This is a genomic window from Janthinobacterium sp., from assembly GCF_009923995.1.
GTDB lineage: Bacteria > Pseudomonadota > Gammaproteobacteria > Burkholderiales > Burkholderiaceae_D > Janthinobacterium.
In genome coordinates, this window is sequence record NZ_RFSK01000081.1 from 1 (window position 1) to 20,254 (window position 20,254).

The 20,254-nt window shown below is 63.9% G+C and carries 17 protein-coding genes and 1 riboswitch; of the genes, 10 read left to right on the top strand and 7 right to left on the bottom strand.

Annotated elements, in window-relative coordinates; genetic code table 11:
• The 3 genes from EBS11_RS25565 to EBS11_RS25575 form a co-directional block, all read right to left on the bottom strand.
• Window positions 1-606 (bottom strand): MCP four helix bundle domain-containing protein (locus EBS11_RS25565; protein WP_290607806.1); only part of this gene is annotated, 606 nt, incomplete at its 3' end.
• A 270-nt stretch (window positions 607-876) separates the two neighbouring features.
• Window positions 877-1,368: a chemotaxis protein CheW gene (locus tag EBS11_RS25570; protein WP_092802530.1), complete on the bottom strand. Its 492-nt coding sequence runs from the start codon at window positions 1,366-1,368 to the stop codon at window positions 877-879.
• Window positions 1,369-1,571: 203 nt separating this feature from the next.
• Window positions 1,572-2,102: a hypothetical protein gene (locus EBS11_RS25575; RefSeq protein WP_290607817.1), complete on the bottom strand. Its 531-nt coding sequence runs from the start codon at window positions 2,100-2,102 to the stop codon at window positions 1,572-1,574.
• A 183-nt stretch (window positions 2,103-2,285) separates the two neighbouring features.
• Here EBS11_RS25575 and EBS11_RS25580 point away from each other — a divergent pair, with 183 nt between their 5' ends.
• From EBS11_RS25580 to EBS11_RS25595, 4 genes are all read left to right on the top strand, one after another.
• The gene (locus EBS11_RS25580) at window positions 2,286-2,942 is read left to right on the top strand and encodes an HD domain-containing protein (RefSeq protein ID WP_290607819.1); all 657 of its coding nucleotides are present in this window, start codon (window positions 2,286-2,288) and stop codon (window positions 2,940-2,942) included.
• A 157-nt stretch (window positions 2,943-3,099) separates the two neighbouring features.
• Window positions 3,100-4,380 (top strand): TCR/Tet family MFS transporter, encoded by a 1,281-nt coding sequence (locus EBS11_RS25585; protein ID WP_290607821.1) that lies wholly within the window; start codon window positions 3,100-3,102, stop codon window positions 4,378-4,380.
• A 100-nt stretch (window positions 4,381-4,480) separates the two neighbouring features.
• A complete protein-coding gene (locus tag EBS11_RS25590; RefSeq protein WP_290607823.1) occupies window positions 4,481-5,302 on the top strand; it encodes a transporter substrate-binding domain-containing protein in 822 nt (273 codons plus the stop codon).
• A gap of 9 nt (window positions 5,303-5,311) precedes the next feature.
• Window positions 5,312-6,169 (top strand): DMT family transporter, encoded by an 858-nt coding sequence (locus EBS11_RS25595; RefSeq protein WP_290607825.1) that lies wholly within the window; start codon window positions 5,312-5,314, stop codon window positions 6,167-6,169.
• Window positions 6,170-6,185: 16 nt separating this feature from the next.
• On the opposite strand, the gene EBS11_RS25600 is transcribed toward EBS11_RS25595, so the two are convergent.
• Complete coding sequence (locus tag EBS11_RS25600; protein WP_290607827.1) at window positions 6,186-8,123, bottom strand: CocE/NonD family hydrolase; 1,938 nt, start codon at window positions 8,121-8,123, stop codon at window positions 6,186-6,188.
• Between the two features lie 309 nt (window positions 8,124-8,432).
• On the opposite strand from EBS11_RS25600, the gene trpS reads away from it, so the two are divergent.
• The 3 genes from trpS (at window position 8,433) to EBS11_RS25615 (ending at window position 12,747) form a co-directional block, all read left to right on the top strand.
• On the top strand, window positions 8,433-9,509 hold the full coding sequence (gene trpS, locus EBS11_RS25605) for a tryptophan--tRNA ligase (RefSeq protein WP_226941409.1): 1,077 nt from the start codon (window positions 8,433-8,435) through the stop codon (window positions 9,507-9,509).
• Between the two features lie 165 nt (window positions 9,510-9,674).
• Window positions 9,675-11,270, top strand: coding sequence for a pyridoxal-dependent decarboxylase (locus tag EBS11_RS25610; protein ID WP_290607830.1), 1,596 nt, complete (start codon window positions 9,675-9,677; stop codon window positions 11,268-11,270).
• 44 nt (window positions 11,271-11,314) lie between these two features.
• Window positions 11,315-11,389, top strand: a riboswitch (Fluoride riboswitch).
• 95 nt (window positions 11,390-11,484) lie between these two features.
• Window positions 11,485-12,747, top strand: coding sequence for a voltage-gated chloride channel family protein (locus EBS11_RS25615; protein WP_290607832.1), 1,263 nt, complete (start codon window positions 11,485-11,487; stop codon window positions 12,745-12,747).
• Here EBS11_RS25615 and EBS11_RS25620 read toward each other — a convergent pair.
• Window positions 12,744-16,583: a DUF3857 domain-containing protein gene (locus EBS11_RS25620; RefSeq protein ID WP_290607833.1), complete on the bottom strand. Its 3,840-nt coding sequence runs from the start codon at window positions 16,581-16,583 to the stop codon at window positions 12,744-12,746. The two genes, EBS11_RS25615 and EBS11_RS25620, sit on opposite strands and share 4 nt — an antisense overlap.
• A 253-nt stretch (window positions 16,584-16,836) precedes the next feature.
• On the opposite strand from EBS11_RS25620, the gene EBS11_RS25625 reads away from it, so the two are divergent.
• The gene (locus tag EBS11_RS25625) at window positions 16,837-17,568 is read left to right on the top strand and encodes a class I SAM-dependent methyltransferase (RefSeq protein ID WP_290607835.1); all 732 of its coding nucleotides are present in this window, start codon (window positions 16,837-16,839) and stop codon (window positions 17,566-17,568) included.
• A gap of 7 nt (window positions 17,569-17,575) precedes the next feature.
• Here the strand turns inward: EBS11_RS25625 and EBS11_RS25630 are convergent, their stop codons facing one another.
• Window positions 17,576-18,133, bottom strand: coding sequence for an XRE family transcriptional regulator (locus tag EBS11_RS25630; protein ID WP_290607837.1), 558 nt, complete (start codon window positions 18,131-18,133; stop codon window positions 17,576-17,578).
• 51 nt (window positions 18,134-18,184) lie between these two features.
• On the opposite strand from EBS11_RS25630, the gene EBS11_RS25635 reads away from it, so the two are divergent.
• Together EBS11_RS25635 and EBS11_RS25640 are read left to right on the top strand one after the other, a co-directional pair.
• Complete coding sequence (locus tag EBS11_RS25635; protein ID WP_290607839.1) at window positions 18,185-19,102, top strand: DMT family transporter; 918 nt, start codon at window positions 18,185-18,187, stop codon at window positions 19,100-19,102.
• A gap of 120 nt (window positions 19,103-19,222) precedes the next feature.
• Entirely contained in the window at window positions 19,223-19,354 is a 132-nt protein-coding gene (locus tag EBS11_RS25640) for a hypothetical protein (protein ID WP_290607841.1), read from the top strand.
• Window positions 19,355-19,372: 18 nt separating this feature from the next.
• On the opposite strand, the gene EBS11_RS25645 is transcribed toward EBS11_RS25640, so the two are convergent.
• A partial coding sequence (locus EBS11_RS25645) for a cupin-like domain-containing protein (RefSeq protein WP_290607843.1) occupies window positions 19,373-20,254 on the bottom strand: 882 nt, incomplete at its 5' end.

Genomic DNA, 20,254 nt, shown 5'->3' on the forward strand with positions numbered 1-20,254 from the left:
GCCCAGCGCCAGCACGGCCAGGGTCAGCAGCAGGTTGCGGCTGGTGCTGGCCACGGCGTCGATGTCGCGCGCTGTCGCGTCGATCGTCGCGCGCTGGTGCGCCAGCAAGTCCGACACCATCTTCTGGTACTTGGCGGCGGCCGGCACGAAGGTCTTTTCAAACACTTCGTTGGCGGCCTCGACCTGCGATTCGCCTTTCAGCTTGTAGACCTGGTCGCGCGAGCCGATGTACACCTTGCGCTGCTCCAGCAGGCCGGCGAACATGGCTTTTTCCTCGGGCTTGTCGATCAGGGCCTCGATCTTCTTTTGCAGCTCGGCCGAGCTGGCCGACGAGACTTTCGATTCTTCGGCGAAATAGCCGCTCAGCGAGGTGTCGCTGCTGCGGGCAATCGCGATGGTGCGGCGCACGGCGCTGTCGATGCGGCCATACCAGTCGGAAATATAGCGTTCCTTGGCCAGCGGCTGCTCCATCATGACGCGCGTGGCGCTGGCCACGTCGTGCAGGCGCCAGACGCTGATGCCCGTAATGAGCATGGAAAACAGCAAAATCACGGCAAAACCGAGTCCCAGGCGGACACCGATGCTGACGTTGCGTAATAAATTCATGTGACTATCCTAAAAAAACCGGTTGCCGGCGCGGCGCCATGGCGGGCAGCCTGGCGTGGCAGGTGCTGGCTGGCTGCGGCATCCAAAGCGGGCGTGACAAGTGAAACTGGCGCACGGTTCGCGTGAACCGTGCGCCAGGAAATGCGCTAGCGTGCGCCTTGCAGAAAGAGCAAGCAATGCTTGGGGTCAATTGTTTCTAAAAAAACCTACTCGGCACAGGGGTATCCGGACATGGTCGGCGCAACGCCGTCCCGGACGCTTCCTGGCGGCTTAGGCGGCCAGCTTCTCGATGAGGCCCATCTCGGCGCTGGACATCAGCTGGTCGATATCGACGAGTATCAGCATGCGCTCGTCGATGGTGCCCAGGCCGATCACGTATTCCGTGTTGATCGAGCGGCCCATGTCGGGCGCCGGCTTGATCTGTTCCGGCAGCAGGGTGGTGACGTCGGAAACGCGGTCGACGACCATGCCGACGACGCGGTTGCCGATGTTGAGGATGATGACGACGGTGAACTGGTCATAGCTGGGCGTGCCCAGGTTGAACTTGATGCGCATGTCGACGATCGGCACGATGATGCCGCGCAAATTGACGACGCCCTTGACGAACTCGGGGGCGTTGGCGATGCGGGTCGGCGTTTCATAGCTGCGGATTTCGCTCACTTTCTGGATGTCGATGCCGTATTCTTCCTGGCCCAGGGTAAACGCCAGATATTCGGCAGCCTTGGCGACAGCCGCGCCCGATTCGCTGGAAATGGTGCTCATGTTGATCCTTTAGAAAAAACGCCGGATGCGCGCATGGCATTCGTGGTGCCTGGCGTTAAAGAACAGCGAATTAAAATTGCAATACGGCAATATTAACGCATGTAAATTTGACGTGCACTAAAAAAGCGCACGTGGGCATAATTTACTATCTTTAAGGCAATCTTCTGTGGCAAAGCCGATACCAGGATCGTCGCGGCCCGCGTTTATTTCACGAGCGTGTTGTCAATGACGTCATCGAAGAAGGCATATTCGAAGCGGTACATGAAATCCATGGCGCACGGCACGCCGTGGCACAGGCCGGGCTTGAATTTTTCCTTGCTCAACAGAATCGCGCCGTAATACGCCATGCGCTCGTTCGAGGCCGAATACACGCTCACGTCGCCCACATTGCCTTCCGCATCGACCGACAGGATCAGCTTCATCTCGCCCCCGCCGCCGATGCGCCGGTGCACCTCGCGCAACTGCACGATGCTCGGGCCCAGCCCCCGCACGGGGAATGGCGGCTCGTCATCCGCCGCCATGGGGGAATACACGGCGCGCAGCCTGGCCTTGTATTCCGCACTGAGTTCCCCGTACGTCTGGTTCAGCGGCAGCCAGCTGTCGCGCAGGGCATCGCGCCGGATATGCGTGCCCGTGGCGGGCGTCTCTTCCTTGTAGTTCAGCGCGGGATTCTTATACGCCAGCAGTGGCGGGCAGGTCAGCATGGCAGCAAGCAGGATCAGGGTGGTTCGCATGGTGGCTTTCAGAGTGGAAGAAAACAGGCCCGGGCGCGTGCCCGCCCAGGCTGGAAAAACATGCCGCAAAGCTAGTTTGCATTAAAAGCAAGAAAAAAACAATATCGCGCCACGGCGGCCGGCAGCGGCATGGCCGTGTGGCACAATAGGGCGCTTTTCCCCGGATATTCAGGATCGCGCCACATGACAGACAGCAGTTCCCTCACCCTTTGGCAACCCCGCCTGCTGGCCCTGGCTACGGCCGGCCTGGGCGACGACGGCGCCCACGACATCAACCACTTGCAACGCGTCTGGCGCAATGCCGCCCTGCTGCTGCAACAGCATGCCGAGGCCGATGCGCTGACCGTGATGGCCGCCTGCTACCTGCACGACCTCGTCAACCTGCCGAAAAACCATCCCGAGCGCCACCTGGCCTCGCGCCAGGCGGCCGCGCTGGCCTGCCGCCAGCTGGCGGAACTGGACTTTCCGGAAGACAAACTGGCGGGCGTGGCCCACGCCATCGCCACCCACAGTTTTTCCGCCGACCTGACACCCACCACCATCGAGGCGCAGATCGTGCAGGATGCCGACCGCATCGACGCGCTGGGGGCCGTGGGACTGGCGCGCCTGTTTTACACGGCGGCGCGCATGGACAGCGCGCTGGCGCATGGCACGGACCCGCTGGCCGCCCACCGCCCCCTCGACGACAAGGCGTACGCCCTCGACCATATCGTCACCAAGCTCGACAAGCTGCCCGGCAAGATGCAGACGCGGGCGGGCCGCGCCCTGGCCGAACAGCGGCTGGCCGTGCTGACGGATTTCCGCGCCGCCTTCGCCGGGGAATGGGGAATTGCAGCCTAGCATGGGTGGCGATAGCCAGCACGGCACATGCTGTCTATAATATAAGGCTCAGCTATCGCGCCGCGGCGCCAGCAGCAAGCTGGCACGCCCGGACGCAACGCCAACAACTGAACCCCGCCGGCCGCACGGCGGCGCGGGGTGCGCGCCGAAAGCATGCATGTCCGATAAAACCAGCCACGACCGCCCTTCCCCATCCGCCGCCGCGCCCGCGCGCGCCGGCAACCTCAACTTCATCCTCGTCTGCGTCTTCATCGATATGCTGGGCATCGGCCTGGTGGTGCCCGTGCTGCCCATCCTGATCGGCGACTATGTGAGCGGCAAGGAAGCGCAGGCCTTCTGGTACGGCATCATGGCCGCCGTCTTCGGCTTGCTGCAATTCATCTTCATGCCCATGCTGGGCGCCATCAGCGACCGCGTGGGCCGCCGTCCCGTGCTGCTGTATTCGATGGCGGGCATGGGCGTGAACTTCCTCGCCACGGCGCTGGCGCCGAACCTGGCCTGCCTGTTCATCGGCAGGGTCATCGGCGGCATCTCGTCGGCCAGCATGTCCGTCGCGTCCGCCTATGCATCCGACATTTCCACGCCGGACAACCGCGCCAAGAGCTTCGGCAAGATCGGCGCCGCCTTCGGCCTGGGCTTCATCTGCGGTCCCATGCTGGGCGGCCTGCTGGGCGACGTCAACCTGCACCTGCCCTTCTTCGTGGCGGCGGGGCTGTCGGCGGCCAATTTCCTGTACGGCTACTTTTTCGTCCCCGAATCGCTGGCGCCAGGCCCCCGCGCGCCGTTCACCCTGGCCCGCATCAACCCGTTTGCCGCCCTGCTGAAACTGGTGCGCCGCGTGGACATCCGCGGCCTCGTGCTGGCCTTCGGCCTGATGACGTTTGCGCAGATGATGCTCAACACCACCTGGGTGCTGTACACGCACTTCCGCTTCGACTGGACGCCGCGCCAGAACGGCATCGCCCTGTTCTGCGTGGGCCTGTGCGCGGCCGTGGTGCAGGCGGGCCTGCTGGGCCTGCTGATCAAGCGCCTGGGCGAAGTGCGCCTGTCCCTGCTGGGCATGGCTTCGGGCGCCCTCACCTACCTGCTGTACGGCCTGGCCACGCAAGGCTGGATGATGTACGCCTTGATCCTGTGCAACCTGCTGGCCTTTGCCGCCGGACCGGCCCTGCAAGGCATCATTTCAAAGGCGTCGGACGCCAGCGAACAGGGTGAACTGATGGGTTCCTTGCAGTCGATCAGCAGCCTGGGCATCATCATCATGCCTTTGCTGGGCAGCATGATCCTCGGACAAGTGAGCCACCTGCCGCCACAGGACTGGCGCATCGGCAGCACCTTCTTCCTGTGCGCCATCATGCAAACCCTGGGCATCCTCGTGGCCTGGCGCTACTTCAAGGCGCGGCGCGCGGCGAGCATTGCGGTTTCCACCACAAAGTAGTCAGCAGGATAATATTGTATTTAGGAAATAAATAGGCGAGAATGGAGCAATCAGCCGCGCGTTACCGACGCCCGGCATTCGATGGTGAGCAAGGATGGGTATGACTGACTTTTATTCCAGCGCCTGGCGCCGAACCGTGGCCATGCTGGCGCTGGCGTTGCCGTCCCTGGCGGGCGCACAATGCTCGCGCGATATCCAGGTGCCCGTCTCGGCCATCGGCGCCAGCGTGGTGGTCAACGGCGCCAGCATCAGCGGCATCTACCCGGATCTGCTGCGCAGCCTGGGCGCCAAGGCCGGCTGCAACTTCATCTTCACGGCCGTGCCCCGCGCGCGCCTGGAAGCGATGTTTGAGGCGGGCAAGGCGGACTTGCTGATACCGGCCAGCAGCACGCCGCGGCGCGACCAGCACGGCCTGTTCATCCCCATGCTGGGCAACCGTCCCCTGCTCATCTCGCTGCAAGGGACGCGCGCGCCCATCAACACCATGCAGGACCTGATCGAGCGGCGCGAACTGCGCGTGGCGCTCGTGCGCGGCTACGACTACGGCGCCTCCTACCAGGCGCTGGCCAAGGACTTGAGCAGCCAGGGCCGGCTGTTTTATGAAGTCGATGCGCTGTCCGTGGCGCGCCTGATGCAAAGCGGCTTCATCGACGCCACCATCATGGGGCCCACCATCCTCGCCGGCGTGGCGCAAAACGACGCGCGCGTGTACGGCCTCGTCGACCGCCTGCGCCTGGAAGCGCTGCCGGAGTTGCCGTGGGGCATGAGCGGCGTCTATCTGTCGCGCAAGTCGCTGACCGCGGAAGACCAGGCCACCCTGCGCGAACTGCTGGAAAAGGCGGGCCGCTCGGGAGTGCTGATGGAAGGCTTCCAGCGCCACCACCGGCAGGAACTGCTCTCGCTGAGCATCCGTCCCCGCTAAGGCCGGCGCATGTCCGGCCTGGTCGTCGCCGTCGTCCTGTTCGCCGCCCTGCTGCACGCCAGCTGGAATGCCATCGTCAAGTCGGGCAAGGATACGTTTCTTACCACCGTGCTCGTTTCCGTGGGCGCGGCCCTGATCTCGCTGGCCGTCCTGCCCTTCGTCGATGCGCCCGCCGCCGCCAGCTGGCCCTACCTGGCTGCCTCGGCCGTGGCCCAGCTGGCCTACTATTCGCTGCTGGCGGCCGCCTACCGGGCGGGCGACATGAGCCACGCCTACCCGCTGATGCGCGGCAGCGCCCCCCTCATCGTGGCGCTGGCCAGCTGGCCTCTGATCGGCGAACGTCTTTCGCTCATGCAGATGGGCGCCGTCGGCTGCATCTGCGCCGGCATCCTGGCCCTGTATGTGTCCGCGCGCCAGCCCGCCATGGGCGCCGCGCCGACAGGCGCGGGACGCGCCACCGCCTTTGCCCTGGGCAACGCCTGCGTCATCGCCAGCTATACCCTGATCGACGGCCTCGGCGTGCGCCTGTCCGGCGCGCCGGCCGCCTACACCATGTGGATTTTTGTGCTGAACGGCGCGGGACTCTTGCTGTGGACGGTGCTGCGCCGCCGTGCCGGCCTGCTGGCGTATGCGCGAACGCAATGGCATCTGGCCGCCTTCGGCGGTTTCGGCACCCTGGCCTCGTACGGCCTGGCCCTGTGGGCCATGACGCAGGCCCCCGTTGCCGCCATCGCCGCCCTGCGCGAAACGTCGATTTTGTTCGCCATCGCCATCGCGGCCCTGTTCCTGCGCGAAAAAATCAGCCCCCGCCGCTACCTGGCCATCGGCCTGATCGCGGCGGGCGCCATCCTCATGCGCATGGGCTGACGCCCGCCTTCGCCGCCTACTCGTTCGGCGCGATGGGCAGCTCGATGGCGCTGGCCGCCCCTGCCGCGTGGTACACGCGCTGCGTCGCCTTCTGATAATCGCCGGGCTGGGCCAGGAAAATGTTCGGCACGAAGGTTTGCGGATTGCGGTCGTACAGGGGGAACCAGCTCGACTGCACTTGCACGGCGATGCGGTGGCCGGGCAGGAAGACGTGATTGGCGTTCGGCAAGGCGAAGCGATAGCGCTCGATCTTGCCGGCAGGAATCGCCGTCGGATGCTCGAAGCTGTCGCGGTAGCGGCCGCGGAAGATATCCATCGCCACGCCCAAGTGATACCCGCCCAGGGCCGGCTGCGACGGCACTTCGTCCGGATACACGTCGATCAGCTTGACCACCCAGTCCGCATCCGTGCCGCTGGTGGCGGCAAACAGGTTCACCATCGGCGCGCCGGCGATGCGCACGGCCGTCTTCAGCGGCGCGGAAACATAGCTGAGCACGTCCGTGCGGTCCGCATAGCCGCGCTGGTCGCTGACCAGCCACGGCTTCCACACGTCGCCATCGTTCAGGCGCACGGGACGGGGCACGAAGGGCACGGGCTTGGCGGGATCGGCCACGTAGTCGTCGAAGGCGCCGCTGGCCGCATCCGCAGCACTGGCGGGCGCCGCAAAGCCCAGTTTGTTACCATCCTGCAAATAGATGGGCGTCAGCTTCGTCTCGCACGTTTCGCAGGCCAGCGGCCACTGCTGCAGGCGCTGCCACTGGTTCGTGCCGCTCTGGTACGACGTCACGGGCGCCGTGTTCGCTTCCGGCGCGCCATCCTTCAGGTACTGGTTGAGGAAGGGCTGCATGACCTTTTCGCGGAACTGGCGCGCCGTGTCGCCGTCAAACTTCAGGACGCCCAGGCTGGAACCTTCATAGTTGACGCCGCTGTGGCGCCACGGGCCGATGGCCAGGTAGTTGAGGTTGTTGCGCTTGTCGCGTCCTTCCATGGCCCAGTAGCTGGCGTACGGCCCGTAGATATCTTCCTGGTCCCATTGCCCCACGACGTGCATGGTAGGCACGATCAGCGGACGCTTCGCGAGGATTTTATCCAGCGCCTGTTCCTGCCAGTACCTGTCGTAGGCCGGATGCTCGAACAGCTTCTTCGTGTAGGTCAGCTTGTCGATGCCGAACTTCTTCGCGTAGTCGCCAGCCGAGCCGATGCGCAGATACGCCTCGTAATCGTCGTAGACGCCCAGGGCCGGCGATTCGCCGCCGCCCCGCACGCTCGTCTGGCCCGCGATGTAAGACAGGCTGGGCATGCGGAAGGCGCCGTTATGGAACCAGTCGTCGCCGCGCCAGCCATCGACCATGGCGCTCATGGGGATGGCCACCTTCAGGGCCGGATGCGGGTCCACCAGGGCCATCAGCACCGTATGGCCTTCGTAGGACGAACCCAGCATGCCCACCTTGCCATTGCTTTCCGGTACGTTCTTCACCAGCCAGTCGATGGTGTCCCACGCATCCGTGACGTTGTCCACCTTGGTATTGTTGAGCGGGCCGCGCACGGGCCGCGTCATCACGTAGTCGCCTTCCGAGCCATACTTGCCGCGCACGTCCTGGAACACGCGGATATAGCCGTTTTCCACCAGGGTGTCGTCGCCCTGCGGCAAGGTGGCCAGCATGCTGGGACTGGCCGCGCGCTGGGCACGCCGCGCCGCATTGTAGGGCGTGCGCGTGAGCATGATGGGGGCGCGCTGCGCGCCCTTCGGCACGACGATCACCGTGTACAGCTTGACGCCGTCGCGCATGGGCACCATCACGACGCGCTTGACGTAGTCGTTCAGGTCGGGCATCACCAGCTTGGCGCCGATATCGGGCGTCATCGGCGGCGTTTGCGCCAGCGCGGGAGGGCTGAACAGGGTACTGACCAGCAGGGCCAGGCCGCCCAGGCGGACGGGGGATACGACAGGCATACGCTTCTCCAAAAAATTCATGTCGGCAATAGTACCCGGAAAGCAAGGTTGACATGCATCAGACACGCGGCGCCGGGACACGGCGCGCCGCAGATAAATCGGGGCGCAACTTGACAGAACGCGTGCGAACTGCAACCATAACGCCATGAAATTTATCCCGTCACAACACGCCTGCTTGAATTGGTGGTCCCGCTCACTTTCGCGCGGCCACTGCATAGTGATGTGAATTTGATCCACGCCGCCTCGATCGGTGGCGTAACAGGCTCAGCCTGGATCAACCCCGATGCAGGCGGCTCAAAAGGAAACTTGATGAGCTTGCCTAACACCCCAGATACCCCCGACACCGACAACACCCCGGCCGCGCCCCTGTCGGCCGCCGCCATCGCCTCGCAATCCGTGATCCTGACGGGCGACCGCCCCACCGGTCCCTTGCACCTGGGCCACTTCGTCGGCAGCCTGCGCGACCGCGTCGCCTACCAGAACAGCTACAAGCAATTCATCATGCTGGCCGACGCGCAGGCGCTGACGGACAATATGGACGACATCGACAAGGTGCACCGCAACGTCGTCGAAGTGGCGCTGGACTACCTGGCCGTCGGCATCGATCCGACGAAGACCACGGTGTTCATCCAGTCGCAGATCCCGGAACTGGCGGAGCTGACCTTTTACTACCTGAACATCGTCACCGTGGCGCGCCTGGAGCGCAACCCCACCGTCAAGGAGGAAATCCGCCTGCGCGGCTTCGAGCGCGACATTCCGGCGGGTTTCCTCACCTACCCGGCCAGCCAGGCGGCCGACATCACGGCCTTCAAGGCCGGCGTGGTGCCCGTGGGCGAAGACCAGATCCCCATGATCGAGCAGACGAATGAAATCGTGCGCCGCTTCAACCGTATGTACAACCGCGAAGTATTGATGGAATGCAAGGCGCTGGTGCCCGACATCGGCCGCCTGCCCGGCATCGACGGCAAGGCGAAGATGAGCAAGTCGCTGGGCAACACCATCAACCTGGGCGCCACCCCGGCCGAAATCACGGCCGCCGTGAAAAAAGTCTACACGGACCCGCTGCACCTGCGCGTGGAAGACCCGGGCCACCTGGAAGGCAACGTGGCCTTCACCTACCTGGACGCGTTTGACCCGGAAAAAGCGGCCCTGGCGGAAATGAAAGCCCATTACGTGCGCGGCGGCCTGGGCGACAGCATCGTCAAGAAGCGCCTGGACGTGGTCTTGCAGGAATTGCTGGCGCCGATCCGCGCCCGCCGCGAAGAGTTCGCCAAGGACAAGGGCCAGGTCATCCAGATGCTGAAGGAAGGCACCTTCAAGGCCCGCGAAGTGGCGGCCCGCACGGCCGATGAAGTCAAGTCGGCGCTGGGCCTGAATTACTTCTAATTACCACCGCCAACAGCAAACTGATGCGCCCTGCCGGAGTCGGGTAAAATCCCGCTTCCGCCAGGGCTGTTTTTTTGCCTAACCCAACAGCAAAGTCCGGGGTCGGACCCTCAGGGTCCGACCCCGGCACTTGTCTTAGGGGCACCACATATTGAAACGTAGCTAATGACCGATACCGCCATCGAACAGCTCCTGCAGCAGCATTTTTCCATCGATGCGCTGCAACGCTCGCCCGCGCCCCTGCAGCAGGCGCTGCGCATGCTGGGCGGCTGGCTGGCCGCCGACCGCGACGCGCCGTATCCGCACGTGCCGTACGCGCAACTGCTGACGCAACTGTCCGACACGCGCCTGCCCGCGCACGGCATGCCCGTGGCCGAGTTCCTGCAGGAACTCGACACCACCGTGCTGGCCAATACGGCCCAGCTGAACCATCCGCAATACATCGGCCACATGACCCAGGCCCTGCCGTGGATCAGCGTGCTGGCCGAAGCGTTCACGGCCACCCTGAACCAGAACCAGGTCAAGATCGAGACGGCTTACGTGTCGACCCTGATCGAAAAGCAGATCCTCGGCTGGCTGCACCGCCAGGTCTACCAGCAGCCCGACGCCGTCTACGCGCAGGCCATGGCCGCCACCAGCGGCGCGCTGGGCAACGTCGTCAATGGCGGCACCATGGGCAACTTGACGGCCCTGGCCGTGGCGCTGGAAAGCCAGTTGACCGGCACGCGCAAGCGGGGCCTGTTCGCCGCCATGCAGGATACCGGCCATGCGGGGCTGGCCGTGATCGGCTCGGCCCGCAGCCATTATTCCGTGAAAAAGGCGCTGGCCACCCTGGGCCTCGGTGAAAACGCCTTGCACCTGGTGGCCGTCGACCGCGACAACCGCATCGACATCGCCGCCCTGGAAGCGACGATTGCGGACTTGAAATTGCGCAATATCAAAGTCGTCGCCATGATCGGCATCGCCGGCACGACGGAAACGGGCGCCATCGATCCGCTGGCCGCCATGGCGGCCATTGCCGCACGGGAAAGCATCTGGTTCCACGTGGACGCGGCCTGGGGCGGCGCCCTGCTGATCGCGGAACAGTACCGCCCGCTGTACGACGGCATAGCCCTGGCCGACTCCGTCGTCATCGACGGGCACAAGCTGCTGTGGGTGCCGATGGCGCAAAGCATGGTGCTGTTCAAGGACAGCGCCAGCCTGAACCTGCTGAAACACAACGCCAACTACATCCTGCGCGACAACTCGGGCGACCTGGGCCAGACTTCGCTGGAAGGCTCGCGCCGCTTCGACGCCCTGAAACTGTGGACCTCGTTCAAGGTGCTGGGCGTGTCCGGCTACGCGACCCTGCTGCAACAGGCGGCCACCCTGTCCGGCCAGTTGCAGGACTTGCTGGCCGACCAGCAGGATTTCGAACTGCTCACGCGCTCGGACACCTTCATCCTCACCTACCGCTACGTGCCGGCACACTTGCGCCAGCGCATGGACGCCCTGCTGGCCAACGGCCAGGTCGAGCAAGCCTCCGAACTGAACAAGCAGCTCAACACGCTCAATGCCAAGCTGCAGAACCGGCAAAAGGCGGAAGGCCGCAGCTTCGTGTCGCGCACGGTGCTCGAATCGACGCGCTACCCGGGTCCCACCAACGTGCTGCGCGTGGTCATGACCAACGTCAGGACACGCCCCCACCACTTGCGCGCCATCCTGGCCGAACAGCGGGCCATCGGCCAGGCGCTGACGGCGGAACTGGGCTTGCCGGATTGATTATTATCAAAATTCAATAGTCTGCGTCACGCGACAGTGCTAGAATTTTGGCTGGAGATGGCATTCCTCCCACGGATTTCTTCGTGAACCGCCTTCGGGCTGATGATGCCTGCACGCTTTCCTGGACAACCGGAAAGATGCAGGCACGCGCGCCGCGTTCATGCATCGTCCGCCGCCTGTCCAGGTCCGACCCACGCCAGACTGGACACGCACGATGACACGACCTCCGCCTTCCCTGACTGCCCTTGCCGATTTATTGTTGCACCTCTTGAAATGGCTGCTGATCGCCGCTGCCGTGGCCATCCTGGCCGGCACCGCTTCGGCCGCTTTCCTGTTCGCCCTGGACTGGGCCACGCGCACGCGGCTGGCACAAGCCTGGCTGATCTGGCTGCTGCCGGTGGCCGGCTTCGCCGTCGGCTGGCTGTATCTGCGCTACGGCAGCGCGGTCGAAGGGGGCGCCAACCTGCTCATCGACGAAATCCACGACCCGAAAAAAATCATCCCCCTGCGCATGGCACCGCTGGTGCTGGGCGCCACCGTCGTCTCGCACCTGTTCGGCGCCTCCGTGGGACGCGAAGGCACGGCCGTGCAGATGGGCGGCGCGCTGGCGGACCAGCTCACGCGCCTGTTCCGCCTGGACCAGGAAGACCGCCGCATCATCCTCATGGCCGGCATCAGCGCCGGCTTCGCTTCCGTCTTCGGTACGCCGCTGGCGGGCGCCCTCTTCGGCCTGGAAGTGCTGGCCATCGGCCGCCTGCGCTACGAAGCCATGCTGCCCTGCCTGCTTGCGGCCGTCATCGCCGACCAGGTGGGCCTGCTGTGGGGGGTGCAGCATACGCACTACGCCGTGCCCTTGATTCCCGCCATCTCGGCCTGGACCCTGGCCGCGATGGTCGTCGCCGGCGTGCTCTTCGGCGTGACGGGCAAGGTGTTTGCGCAAGCCACGCACGGCGTGAGCGGCTGGATGAAACGCAAGATCGCCTACGCCCCCCTGCGCCCGCTGGCCGGCGGCGTCGTCGTCGCGCTCGCCGTGTGGCTGCTGGGCACGGACCGGTATATCGGCCTGGGCATTCCCACCATCGTCGATGCCTTGCAGGGGCCGCTGCCTGCGTATGACTTCCTCGGCAAGATGGCATTTACCATCGTCTCGCTGGGCACGGGCTTCAAGGGCGGCGAAGTGACGCCCCTGTTCTTCATCGGCGCCACCCTGGGCAATGCGCTGGGGCCGCTGCTGCACCAGCCCGTCACCTTGCTGGCCGCCATCGGTTTCGTTGCCGTGTTTGCGGGCGCCGCCAACACGCCCATCGCCTCGACCCTGATGGCCATGGAATTGTTCGGCGCCGGGATCGGCGTGTACGCGGCCATCGCCTGCGTCGTGGCCTACCTGTTTTCCGGCCACGCGGGCATTTACCGGGCGCAGCGTGGCGGACATGCCAAGCGACAACTAGCCCCGCCGAAAAATGACAAGCGAAGTTAAAGACTGCTCGCTACCGGCAAGTCCATATCCGGCTTCCAAGCTAGCGCAAAGGCATCAGCAGCGGCGATTTTGCCGGCATCAAGCGCCGCCGCCAAGGACGTGCACCGCTCCGCGCCAAATTGGCTATCGACATGTGTAGCAAGCTTACAATAGGTGTAGGACAGCACGGGATCGGCCTGCACACCCTGCCCGTTTTCATATAAACCGGATAGACTGAGCAACGAGGCGCTTTGCCCGCCCTTGGCTGCCAGGCGATATAACGTCAACGCCTGGGCATAGTCCTGCGCGACGCCTTTGCCGTTCTCATACATATCTGCCAGGTTATTCGTGGCCACCAGATTGCCATCGTCTGCCGCCAGTCGATACAGGCTAAACGCCCGGCTGAGGTCACGCTTGACGCCCAATCCACGGGCGTAAAAGTAAGCCAGCCTCGCCCTGCCTTCGGCATTGCCCTGCTCATCGAGCCGCTGATAAAGTGCTATGGTTTTGGACTTATCTTCCGGCACCCCCAGGCCATGATAGTAAATGTTACCCAAGGCCAACATTCCGGTCGCATTGTCTTGTGCTGCAGCACGGGTAGCCCAACGCAGGGCCTTGGGATAATTCAAGTGCAAGTTGCCCAGGTAATAGACTGCCAGTGCCCCCTGCGCCTGCACGATATTGCGCTCCGCAGCCATGCGCATATAGACGAATGCCTGCTGCATATTCTGTACAACGCCTTCCCCGCGTTCATAGGAGAGTGCCAGGTTATATGCCGAGTTTCCACTCCCCGCTTCGGCGGCCTTCGCATACCACTGTACCGCCGCGGCCTGGTCCAGCGGGACGCCCTCACCAGCCCAGAACATCCACGCCAGCGCATTCATGCCCCCCTCGTCGCCGTTCGCCGCAGCCAGCTCAAACCAATGCTTGGCCAGCTGATAATCCTGCGGAATATACTTTCCGTGTAAATATAAGGTGCCCATTTCATATTGTCCCGCGGAGTAACCCGCATCCGCGCTGGCGCGCCATTTTTCCACAGCCGTCGCATAATCTCCGCGCTTGAAAGCAGCCTGACCTAGATAGAAGTTTTCGTCTCGTTGTTTCAACCTGTCAACTTCCTTCCGCGCCCGTTCATATTGGGCAGAGCTGCGCAAGCCATCCACCTCATACCACAGGAAACCCCGCCTAGCCACCAACAGATCGTTGGCCAGCAGGGCTTGCTGAGCGATATAGAACCAGCTGTCGTTCAATGCCAGCTCCCGCTTATCGGCCGGAAACGTGTCTATCAGATTGAGCAAGGCATCCGTACCAAGCTCCCCAACCAGCATCGCCAGCAAGGGACGAGGCCAGACACCATCCGGAATTTCCCTGGCCAACTGCTCTACCTTGGGGGACAAAGGCTGCCGCGCTCTCTGTGCCAGGATGATCTCGTCAGCCAGGTCCAAACCTGCGGCGATGCTCGTGCCGGCAGCGCCCCGTGCGACCCGATAAGCCGACATGGTCGCAAGGGCGGCATGGTCGTCGCCAGCATATGCCTGTGCCCAGGCCAGTTCACGCCAGTACGGGCTGTCGTCATGCAAGGAAACACTTTGAAAGAGGGAAACACTCTGAGTAAATTCTCCCAGCACATAGGACAAGCGCGCCAGACACAGCGCTGCATCGGCGCCCGTCTCCTCCCGCAACGCCTGCGCCGCTGTTCCGAACATGGCCCATATATCGTCCGTCGCCAGGTCGCTCAGGCGATATGCACTGATGAGCAGATCGCACGCCTTCGCCATACTTTCCGGTGTAGTCTTGTTTGCCTCCATGGACTGCCAAACGGCATGGCCGCTTCTAGCGACCAGCATGGCATCGCGCTCGCGCAAGGAGAATGACATGGCGCTCACCTCCGGCGTATCCACCGCATCGTAGGGAATGCGGAAAGCCGATTCCGCATACGCTCCCAGCAATTTCGCCTGTGCATGCAAGGCTGGTACGTCGGCCGCAGGCACGACAGCCTGCTTGACCCGATAATCAAGCATGTAGTCGAGGACATTACCTTTTAGCGTCAACTCGCTGCGCGCGCTGAAAACAGGATTATCGATAACCTTGCTGCCTATGTCCTGATTGACGCGCACGGTAGGCGGCCACTCGATCCGCAGGCGATAGCGCGACGCATACCTCCCCTTGGGCAACGCCAGGGGGTAATTGCGCACGATTTTTTTCGGCAGTCCCAAGCTTCCTTCCAGAATATGGCTGGCATAGTCGATCACATAAGCGCCATCCTCCTGGCGCACAGGCCTGGGCAGCTTGTAGCGCCCCGACATGGTAAAGACATTCGCCTCTGTATCATCCTCCATGCGGGGCGGAGTCATCAACGCCAAGCCCGGGTACAGGCTTTCATAGCGTTCCAGCATGCTCTTCGCCAAGTCGTTGCTGGACAGGCGGGGCGCCGCCGCGCGCATCGCCTCGGCATAAGCACCACGGAAGATTTGGCGCGTCTCCAGAACGGCATCGCCATCGAAGCTGCCGATGCTGATGTGGTCAGAGTGTTCGTACACGGGTCCTGCATCGCCGGGCTCGGGCAACACCGTCAAACCTGTAGATGCAGTGTCAACCACCAGTCCGTATGCGCCCGCAAAGACCGTAGTAAGCTTCTCCAGCGTCAATTTTTGTCCACTTGCAACTGGGTCCACATAGTAAGTGCGGTCGTCTAGCCGCACTTGCACGACCACGTGGTCAAACATGGCAGGCGAGGCGATGATTTTCGCTGGCGCCTTCGGTGCACGGGCGTTGAGCAAGACCAGGCGGGCGGGTATTCCTAGCTGCTGGAGCAAGCTGACCAGTAGGTAACTTTTATCCTTGCAATCACCGTAGCGCCGCTTGAGCACGGTATCCGGCGTGTGCGGACGATGCGAATTCTCGCCGATGGAGACGCTGAAGTAACGGATTTCATCTTGGACCCAGCGCAAGGCCGTGCTCACCCGTGCAGCTGGGGTCGATTGCCGGCTTATTTGGTCCGCCAGCGCCTTCAAGGCCGGCGTGACCGGCGCAGGGGGAAACAGGCCGTTGGCCCACCTGGCGACGCTGTTCCAGTCGTGGTGCTCACTCATCTGCAGCGTGCGTCCAGGCATATAGTCGCTGGGAACGAACTCTTCCGATTCAAGAGCTTCCAGGCCCCGCTGCTCGAAATACAGCCGCTCTGTGTGCCCCTGGCGGGAAATATGAGGTGTCAACGGTGCAGCTTGAAAATCGCCCAGCAGGCGCCAATGCATGGGGCGGTCGTGAGGATGAAACACCGTCAGGCTGCGACGCTCGACGGGCATCCAGGCATCCCAGGAAAACTCACTGGACCATTGCTTGCCAAACACCGGATTGCTGCCCTCGATACTGTAGGTAATCCACAGAGTGTCGCCCACGCGTATGTCGTCTAGCAATAATTGCAGCGTCATTGCCCCCTCGTACAGGCCCGCATCAATACCGGTTTCTCGTTCGAGCAGCCGTACATTGACGCCCTGCGTACGATCCAGTCGCTGTGTGCCACGCAAGATGACCAGGCGATGCAAATGCAGTTTCTGATACGCGGGGAAATAGTCGATGCCGAACTGGCCGATGGCAGCCAACGCCGACTGCTCATTGACCTGAATGGCACGATTGTGCAGCACCGCACTCCTGCCCCCCACCCATGCCTGGGTCTCGGCCAGACGCATCACGGCGGGATCCTTGCGCTCGGTTACAGGTATGTCCAGCAAGGGATCCGCCCATGCCGGCAAGGCCAGGCCGCGGCTGAATTGGTGCGTCGGGGGGATTGCAGCTTTCTTCGTCACGGCCACGGCGATGCGGCTGCCGTTTGCGGGTTGAACGAAGACAAGTATCATGCTGCCTGCCAGTACCGCTAAAAGTTTGCGCATAGGAACTCGGGAATGGATCAAATGGGTACCCATCAAAACAAGGGCAGCGGTACAAATGCTTTTTCAGGCCAGCCCAACGGCATGAAAAAATACCCAGCCGTGTTTTTATTGTAATTGAAAAATTAACAAAAAATCAAATTACCGTGCATGCATCGTCCGCCCAACTTCCTGCGTGGACAAGACTGGCGCCATGCAGGCATAGCTCCAGAACAGGAATGATATGACCCAGAATATCTACGACAACGACGCCTTCTTCACGGCCTACAGCCAGCTGCCCCGCTCGATCGGCGGACTCGACGCGGCGCCCGAATGGCCGGCCCTGCGCGCCATGCTGCCCGAGGTACAGGGGAAACACGTGCTGGACCTGGGCTGCGGCTATGGCTGGTTCTGCCGCTGGGCCGCGCAAGCGGGCGCGGCGCGGGTGCTGGGCGTGGACGTGTCGGCAAAGATGCTGGCGCAGGCCGGCGGCATGGGGGAACACGCGGCGCTCGCCTATGCCCGACTTGATCTGGAACAACTGGCCCTGCCGCCGGCCAGCTACGACCTCGTCTACAGTTCGCTGGCCTTCCACTACATCGAACGCTTCGCCGCCCTGCTGGCCGCCATCCGCAGTGCATTAAAGCCCGGCGGCAAGCTGGTGTTTTCCATCGAGCACCCGATCTTCATGGCGCCGCGCCAGCCCGGCTGGCTGACGGATGGGCAAGGCCGCAAGACCTGGCCCGTCGACAGTTACCAGCAGCAAGGTCCGCGCGTCTCCGACTGGCTGGCGCCCGGCGTGGTCAAGCAGCACCGCACCCTGGGCACGACCATCAATGCCTTGCTGCAAGCGGGCTTCCAGCTGGACCATGTGGAGGAATGGGGACCGACCGACGCGCAGGTGGCGCAGCAGCCGGCCCTGGCGGAAGAACGCGAGCGGCCGATGCTGCTGCTCATCGGCTGCCGCCTCCCGTAAGGCGCCCTCAGCTGGCCACGTTGCGCGTAAAGCGCAGGGTGGACGCGCCTGCGTTGACATAGCTGTACGCCTGCGCGCTGCTGAACACGAAAAAATCGCCCGTGCCCAGCCGTTTCGTTTCCGCCGCCAGTTCCAGCCGCAGCTCGCCTTCCAGCACGTAGAGCATTTCGCTGAAACCGGCCGGGTCCGCTTGCGCATCGTAGCGCTCGCCCGGCGCCAGGGTCCACGACCACAGTTCCACCTGGCGGCTGGCGGGTGCGGCGCCAAGCAGCACGGCCTGGCTGGCTGGCGAGACGCCTTGCCACATCAGCACGCGCAAGCTGTCATGCGGCTGCCGGGGCGGCTGCACCAGGTCGACGAAGGCCACGTTCAAGGCGGCGGCCACGTGGTCGAGGTTGGCCAGGCTGATGTTGGTGCCGCCCGCCTCGACGCCATTGACCATGCGCCGGCTCAGCCCAGACAGGCGCCCCAGCTCTTCCTGGCTCAGGCCCGCGGCGAGGCGCAAACGCCGCAGATTCTTCGCCAGGTGTTCCAGTACGCCACCGGCCTCGGCTTGACTGCGCAATATATTGCTCCTATGATGATGGGAAATATTTTGCTCATAGCATAGCCTCCCATGAAAACACACGCAAGTCCCCCGCCCGCCCTCGGCCTGCCGGAACTGGCCCTGATCGCCATCACCTTCATCTGGGGCGGCACTTTCCTCATCGTGCAGCATGCCGTGACGGTCAGCGGCCCGCTGGCCTTCGTGGCCGCCCGCTTTGCCGTGGCCGCCAGCATCGGCGCCCTGATCTGCCGCGGCCAGCTGAAGCAGCTGAGCAAGGCCGAGCTGTTCACGGGCATGGCCATCGGCGTGAGCATCTTTGGCGGCTACGCGCTGCAAACCTATGGCTTGATGCATATCACGAGCAGCAAGTCGGCCTTCATCACGGCCTTCTACGTGCCCATCGTGCCCCTGGTGCAATGGCTGGTCTTCCGGCAGCGGCCCCGCCCTGCCGTGTGGGCGGCCGTGGCGCTGGCGTTCGCGGGCTTGCTGATGCTCACCGGCACGGATGGCCTGAGCATGGCGTTCGGCACGGGCGAGCTGATGACGGCCGTGGGCGCCATCGCCATCGCCCTGGAAATCATCCTGATCAGCCGCGTCTCGCCGCAGCTGAACATCCTGCGCGTGACCATCGTGCAGCTGGCCACGGCCTCGCTGATCGCCCTGCTGCTGATGCCCGTCATGGGCGAAGCGCCGCCAGCCTTGAGCAAGACGTTCATCTTCAGCGTGCTGGCCCTGGGCTGCGCCAGCGCCTTGATTCAATATGTGATGAACTGGGCGCAAAAGCGCATTTCCGCCACCAAGGCCACCCTGATCTATGCGGGCGAGCCAGTGTGGGCCGGCGTGATCGGGCGCATCGCCGGCGAACGCCTGCCGGCCCTGGCCATCGTGGGCGCCATCCTGATCATCGCCGCCGGCATCCTCAGCGAGTGGCGGCCGAAGAAGGCGCGCAACACAGCCGAGGCCAAGGCCGAGGCCGTGCAGCCATAGGGGCGATCGCGCAAGCCGACAACCGGGCCTTCTTCAGCCCAGACCCATCTCTTCTGGCTAGTCGGGAAAGCCCAGCGCGTGGGCGGCCCGCACCAGGCTGGCTTGCTCTTGCGCACTGGCATGCCGCAATTCGGCGGCAATCGATTCCAATGCGGCAATGTCGGCATCGGGATCACCTTCTTCCCGGCCTTCGAGGCAGGTGGTGGCGAGTATCAGGGCGCGGGCGAGGGTATCGATGAGCTGCTCCGGTAGTGCTGCAGGAATGATGCTTCAATCGGCCGCGCGCCGCAGCGCCGCGTCCCCCTGCACGGCCAGCGGCATGGCCCTGGCCCAGCGGTTCGAGGACAGGGAAAACGTCAGCGCGCGCACCTGATGATACCAGCCGGCGGGCACGTACAGCATGTCGCCCGGCTCGACGATGCATTCGATCAGGCTGGCCTGGCGCGCCAGGGGAAAACGCTCGAAATCGGGCGCTTCCGGGTCGACAGGCGAGCCGAACAGGATGGCGTTCGCTTCGCTGGGATACAGGAAGGCATCGTGGTGCGGCGGCGACAGGAAGATGCGCTTGCGGCCCCACACTTGCGCAAAGATATTGTCGTCGTAATCGCAATGCAAGGGCGTCACCGTGCCGGCCGGGCCGACCCAGAAGCGGGGCGGGCCCATCTTGTCGAAATACGCGGGCCAGTGGCACAGGCGGTTCAATTCGCGCAGCTCCAGGTTGCCCAGGTATGGCGGCAGCGCGTGCGCGCCCTCCTCCACCAGGTCCAGGTAGTCCCCCATCGACATGTCCTGCATGGCGCGGTCCGCCGCGAAAGCCGTATTGATATAGTCGCCCACCCTGGCCCGCACGGGCACGTGGCCGTAGCGCTCGCGCAAGACTTCCGGCCCCAGCGCGGACAGGGGCCAGCGCTGCACCAGCCCGCGCATCAGAAAGGGCAAGCCCTGCGCGGCCCGCGCGCGGAAGGCGGCAGCGTCCAGCATGCCCAGGCGCGGCACCTCGGTGATGGCGGGCAAGGCGCGCGCCGCCTGGCGGATGGCCTCGCGCATGGCGTGGATGGAGGTGACGCCGCGCACCTGGGCATCCCTGTCCTCGCGCGCTTGCTTGTGAGCAAGCGCCTCTTGGGGCGAACTGAAGCTGGCAGGCGGCCGGGG

What these genes read in the sequence shown, in the direction of transcription:
- EBS11_RS25570 (WP_092802530.1), bottom strand. Translation starts at nt 1,368, where the DNA reads ATGAGCACCATTTCCAGCGAATCGGGCGCGGCTGTCGCCAAGGCTGCC.
- EBS11_RS25575 (WP_290607817.1), bottom strand. Translation starts at nt 2,102, where the DNA reads ATGCGAACCACCCTGATCCTGCTTGCTGCCATGCTGACCTGCCCGCCA.
- EBS11_RS25580 (WP_290607819.1), top strand. Translation starts at nt 2,286, where the DNA reads ATGACAGACAGCAGTTCCCTCACCCTTTGGCAACCCCGCCTGCTGGCC.
- EBS11_RS25585 (WP_290607821.1), top strand. Translation starts at nt 3,100, where the DNA reads ATGTCCGATAAAACCAGCCACGACCGCCCTTCCCCATCCGCCGCCGCG.
- EBS11_RS25590 (WP_290607823.1), top strand. Translation starts at nt 4,481, where the DNA reads ATGACTGACTTTTATTCCAGCGCCTGGCGCCGAACCGTGGCCATGCTG.
- EBS11_RS25595 (WP_290607825.1), top strand. Translation starts at nt 5,312, where the DNA reads ATGTCCGGCCTGGTCGTCGCCGTCGTCCTGTTCGCCGCCCTGCTGCAC.
- EBS11_RS25600 (WP_290607827.1), bottom strand. Translation starts at nt 8,123, where the DNA reads ATGCCTGTCGTATCCCCCGTCCGCCTGGGCGGCCTGGCCCTGCTGGTC.
- trpS (WP_226941409.1), top strand. Translation starts at nt 8,433, where the DNA reads ATGAGCTTGCCTAACACCCCAGATACCCCCGACACCGACAACACCCCG.
- EBS11_RS25610 (WP_290607830.1), top strand. Translation starts at nt 9,675, where the DNA reads ATGACCGATACCGCCATCGAACAGCTCCTGCAGCAGCATTTTTCCATC.
- EBS11_RS25615 (WP_290607832.1), top strand. Translation starts at nt 11,485, where the DNA reads ATGACACGACCTCCGCCTTCCCTGACTGCCCTTGCCGATTTATTGTTG.
- EBS11_RS25620 (WP_290607833.1), bottom strand. Translation starts at nt 16,583, where the DNA reads ATGATACTTGTCTTCGTTCAACCCGCAAACGGCAGCCGCATCGCCGTG.
- EBS11_RS25625 (WP_290607835.1), top strand. Translation starts at nt 16,837, where the DNA reads ATGACCCAGAATATCTACGACAACGACGCCTTCTTCACGGCCTACAGC.
- EBS11_RS25635 (WP_290607839.1), top strand. Translation starts at nt 18,185, where the DNA reads ATGAAAACACACGCAAGTCCCCCGCCCGCCCTCGGCCTGCCGGAACTG.
- EBS11_RS25640 (WP_290607841.1), top strand. Translation starts at nt 19,223, where the DNA reads ATGCCGCAATTCGGCGGCAATCGATTCCAATGCGGCAATGTCGGCATC.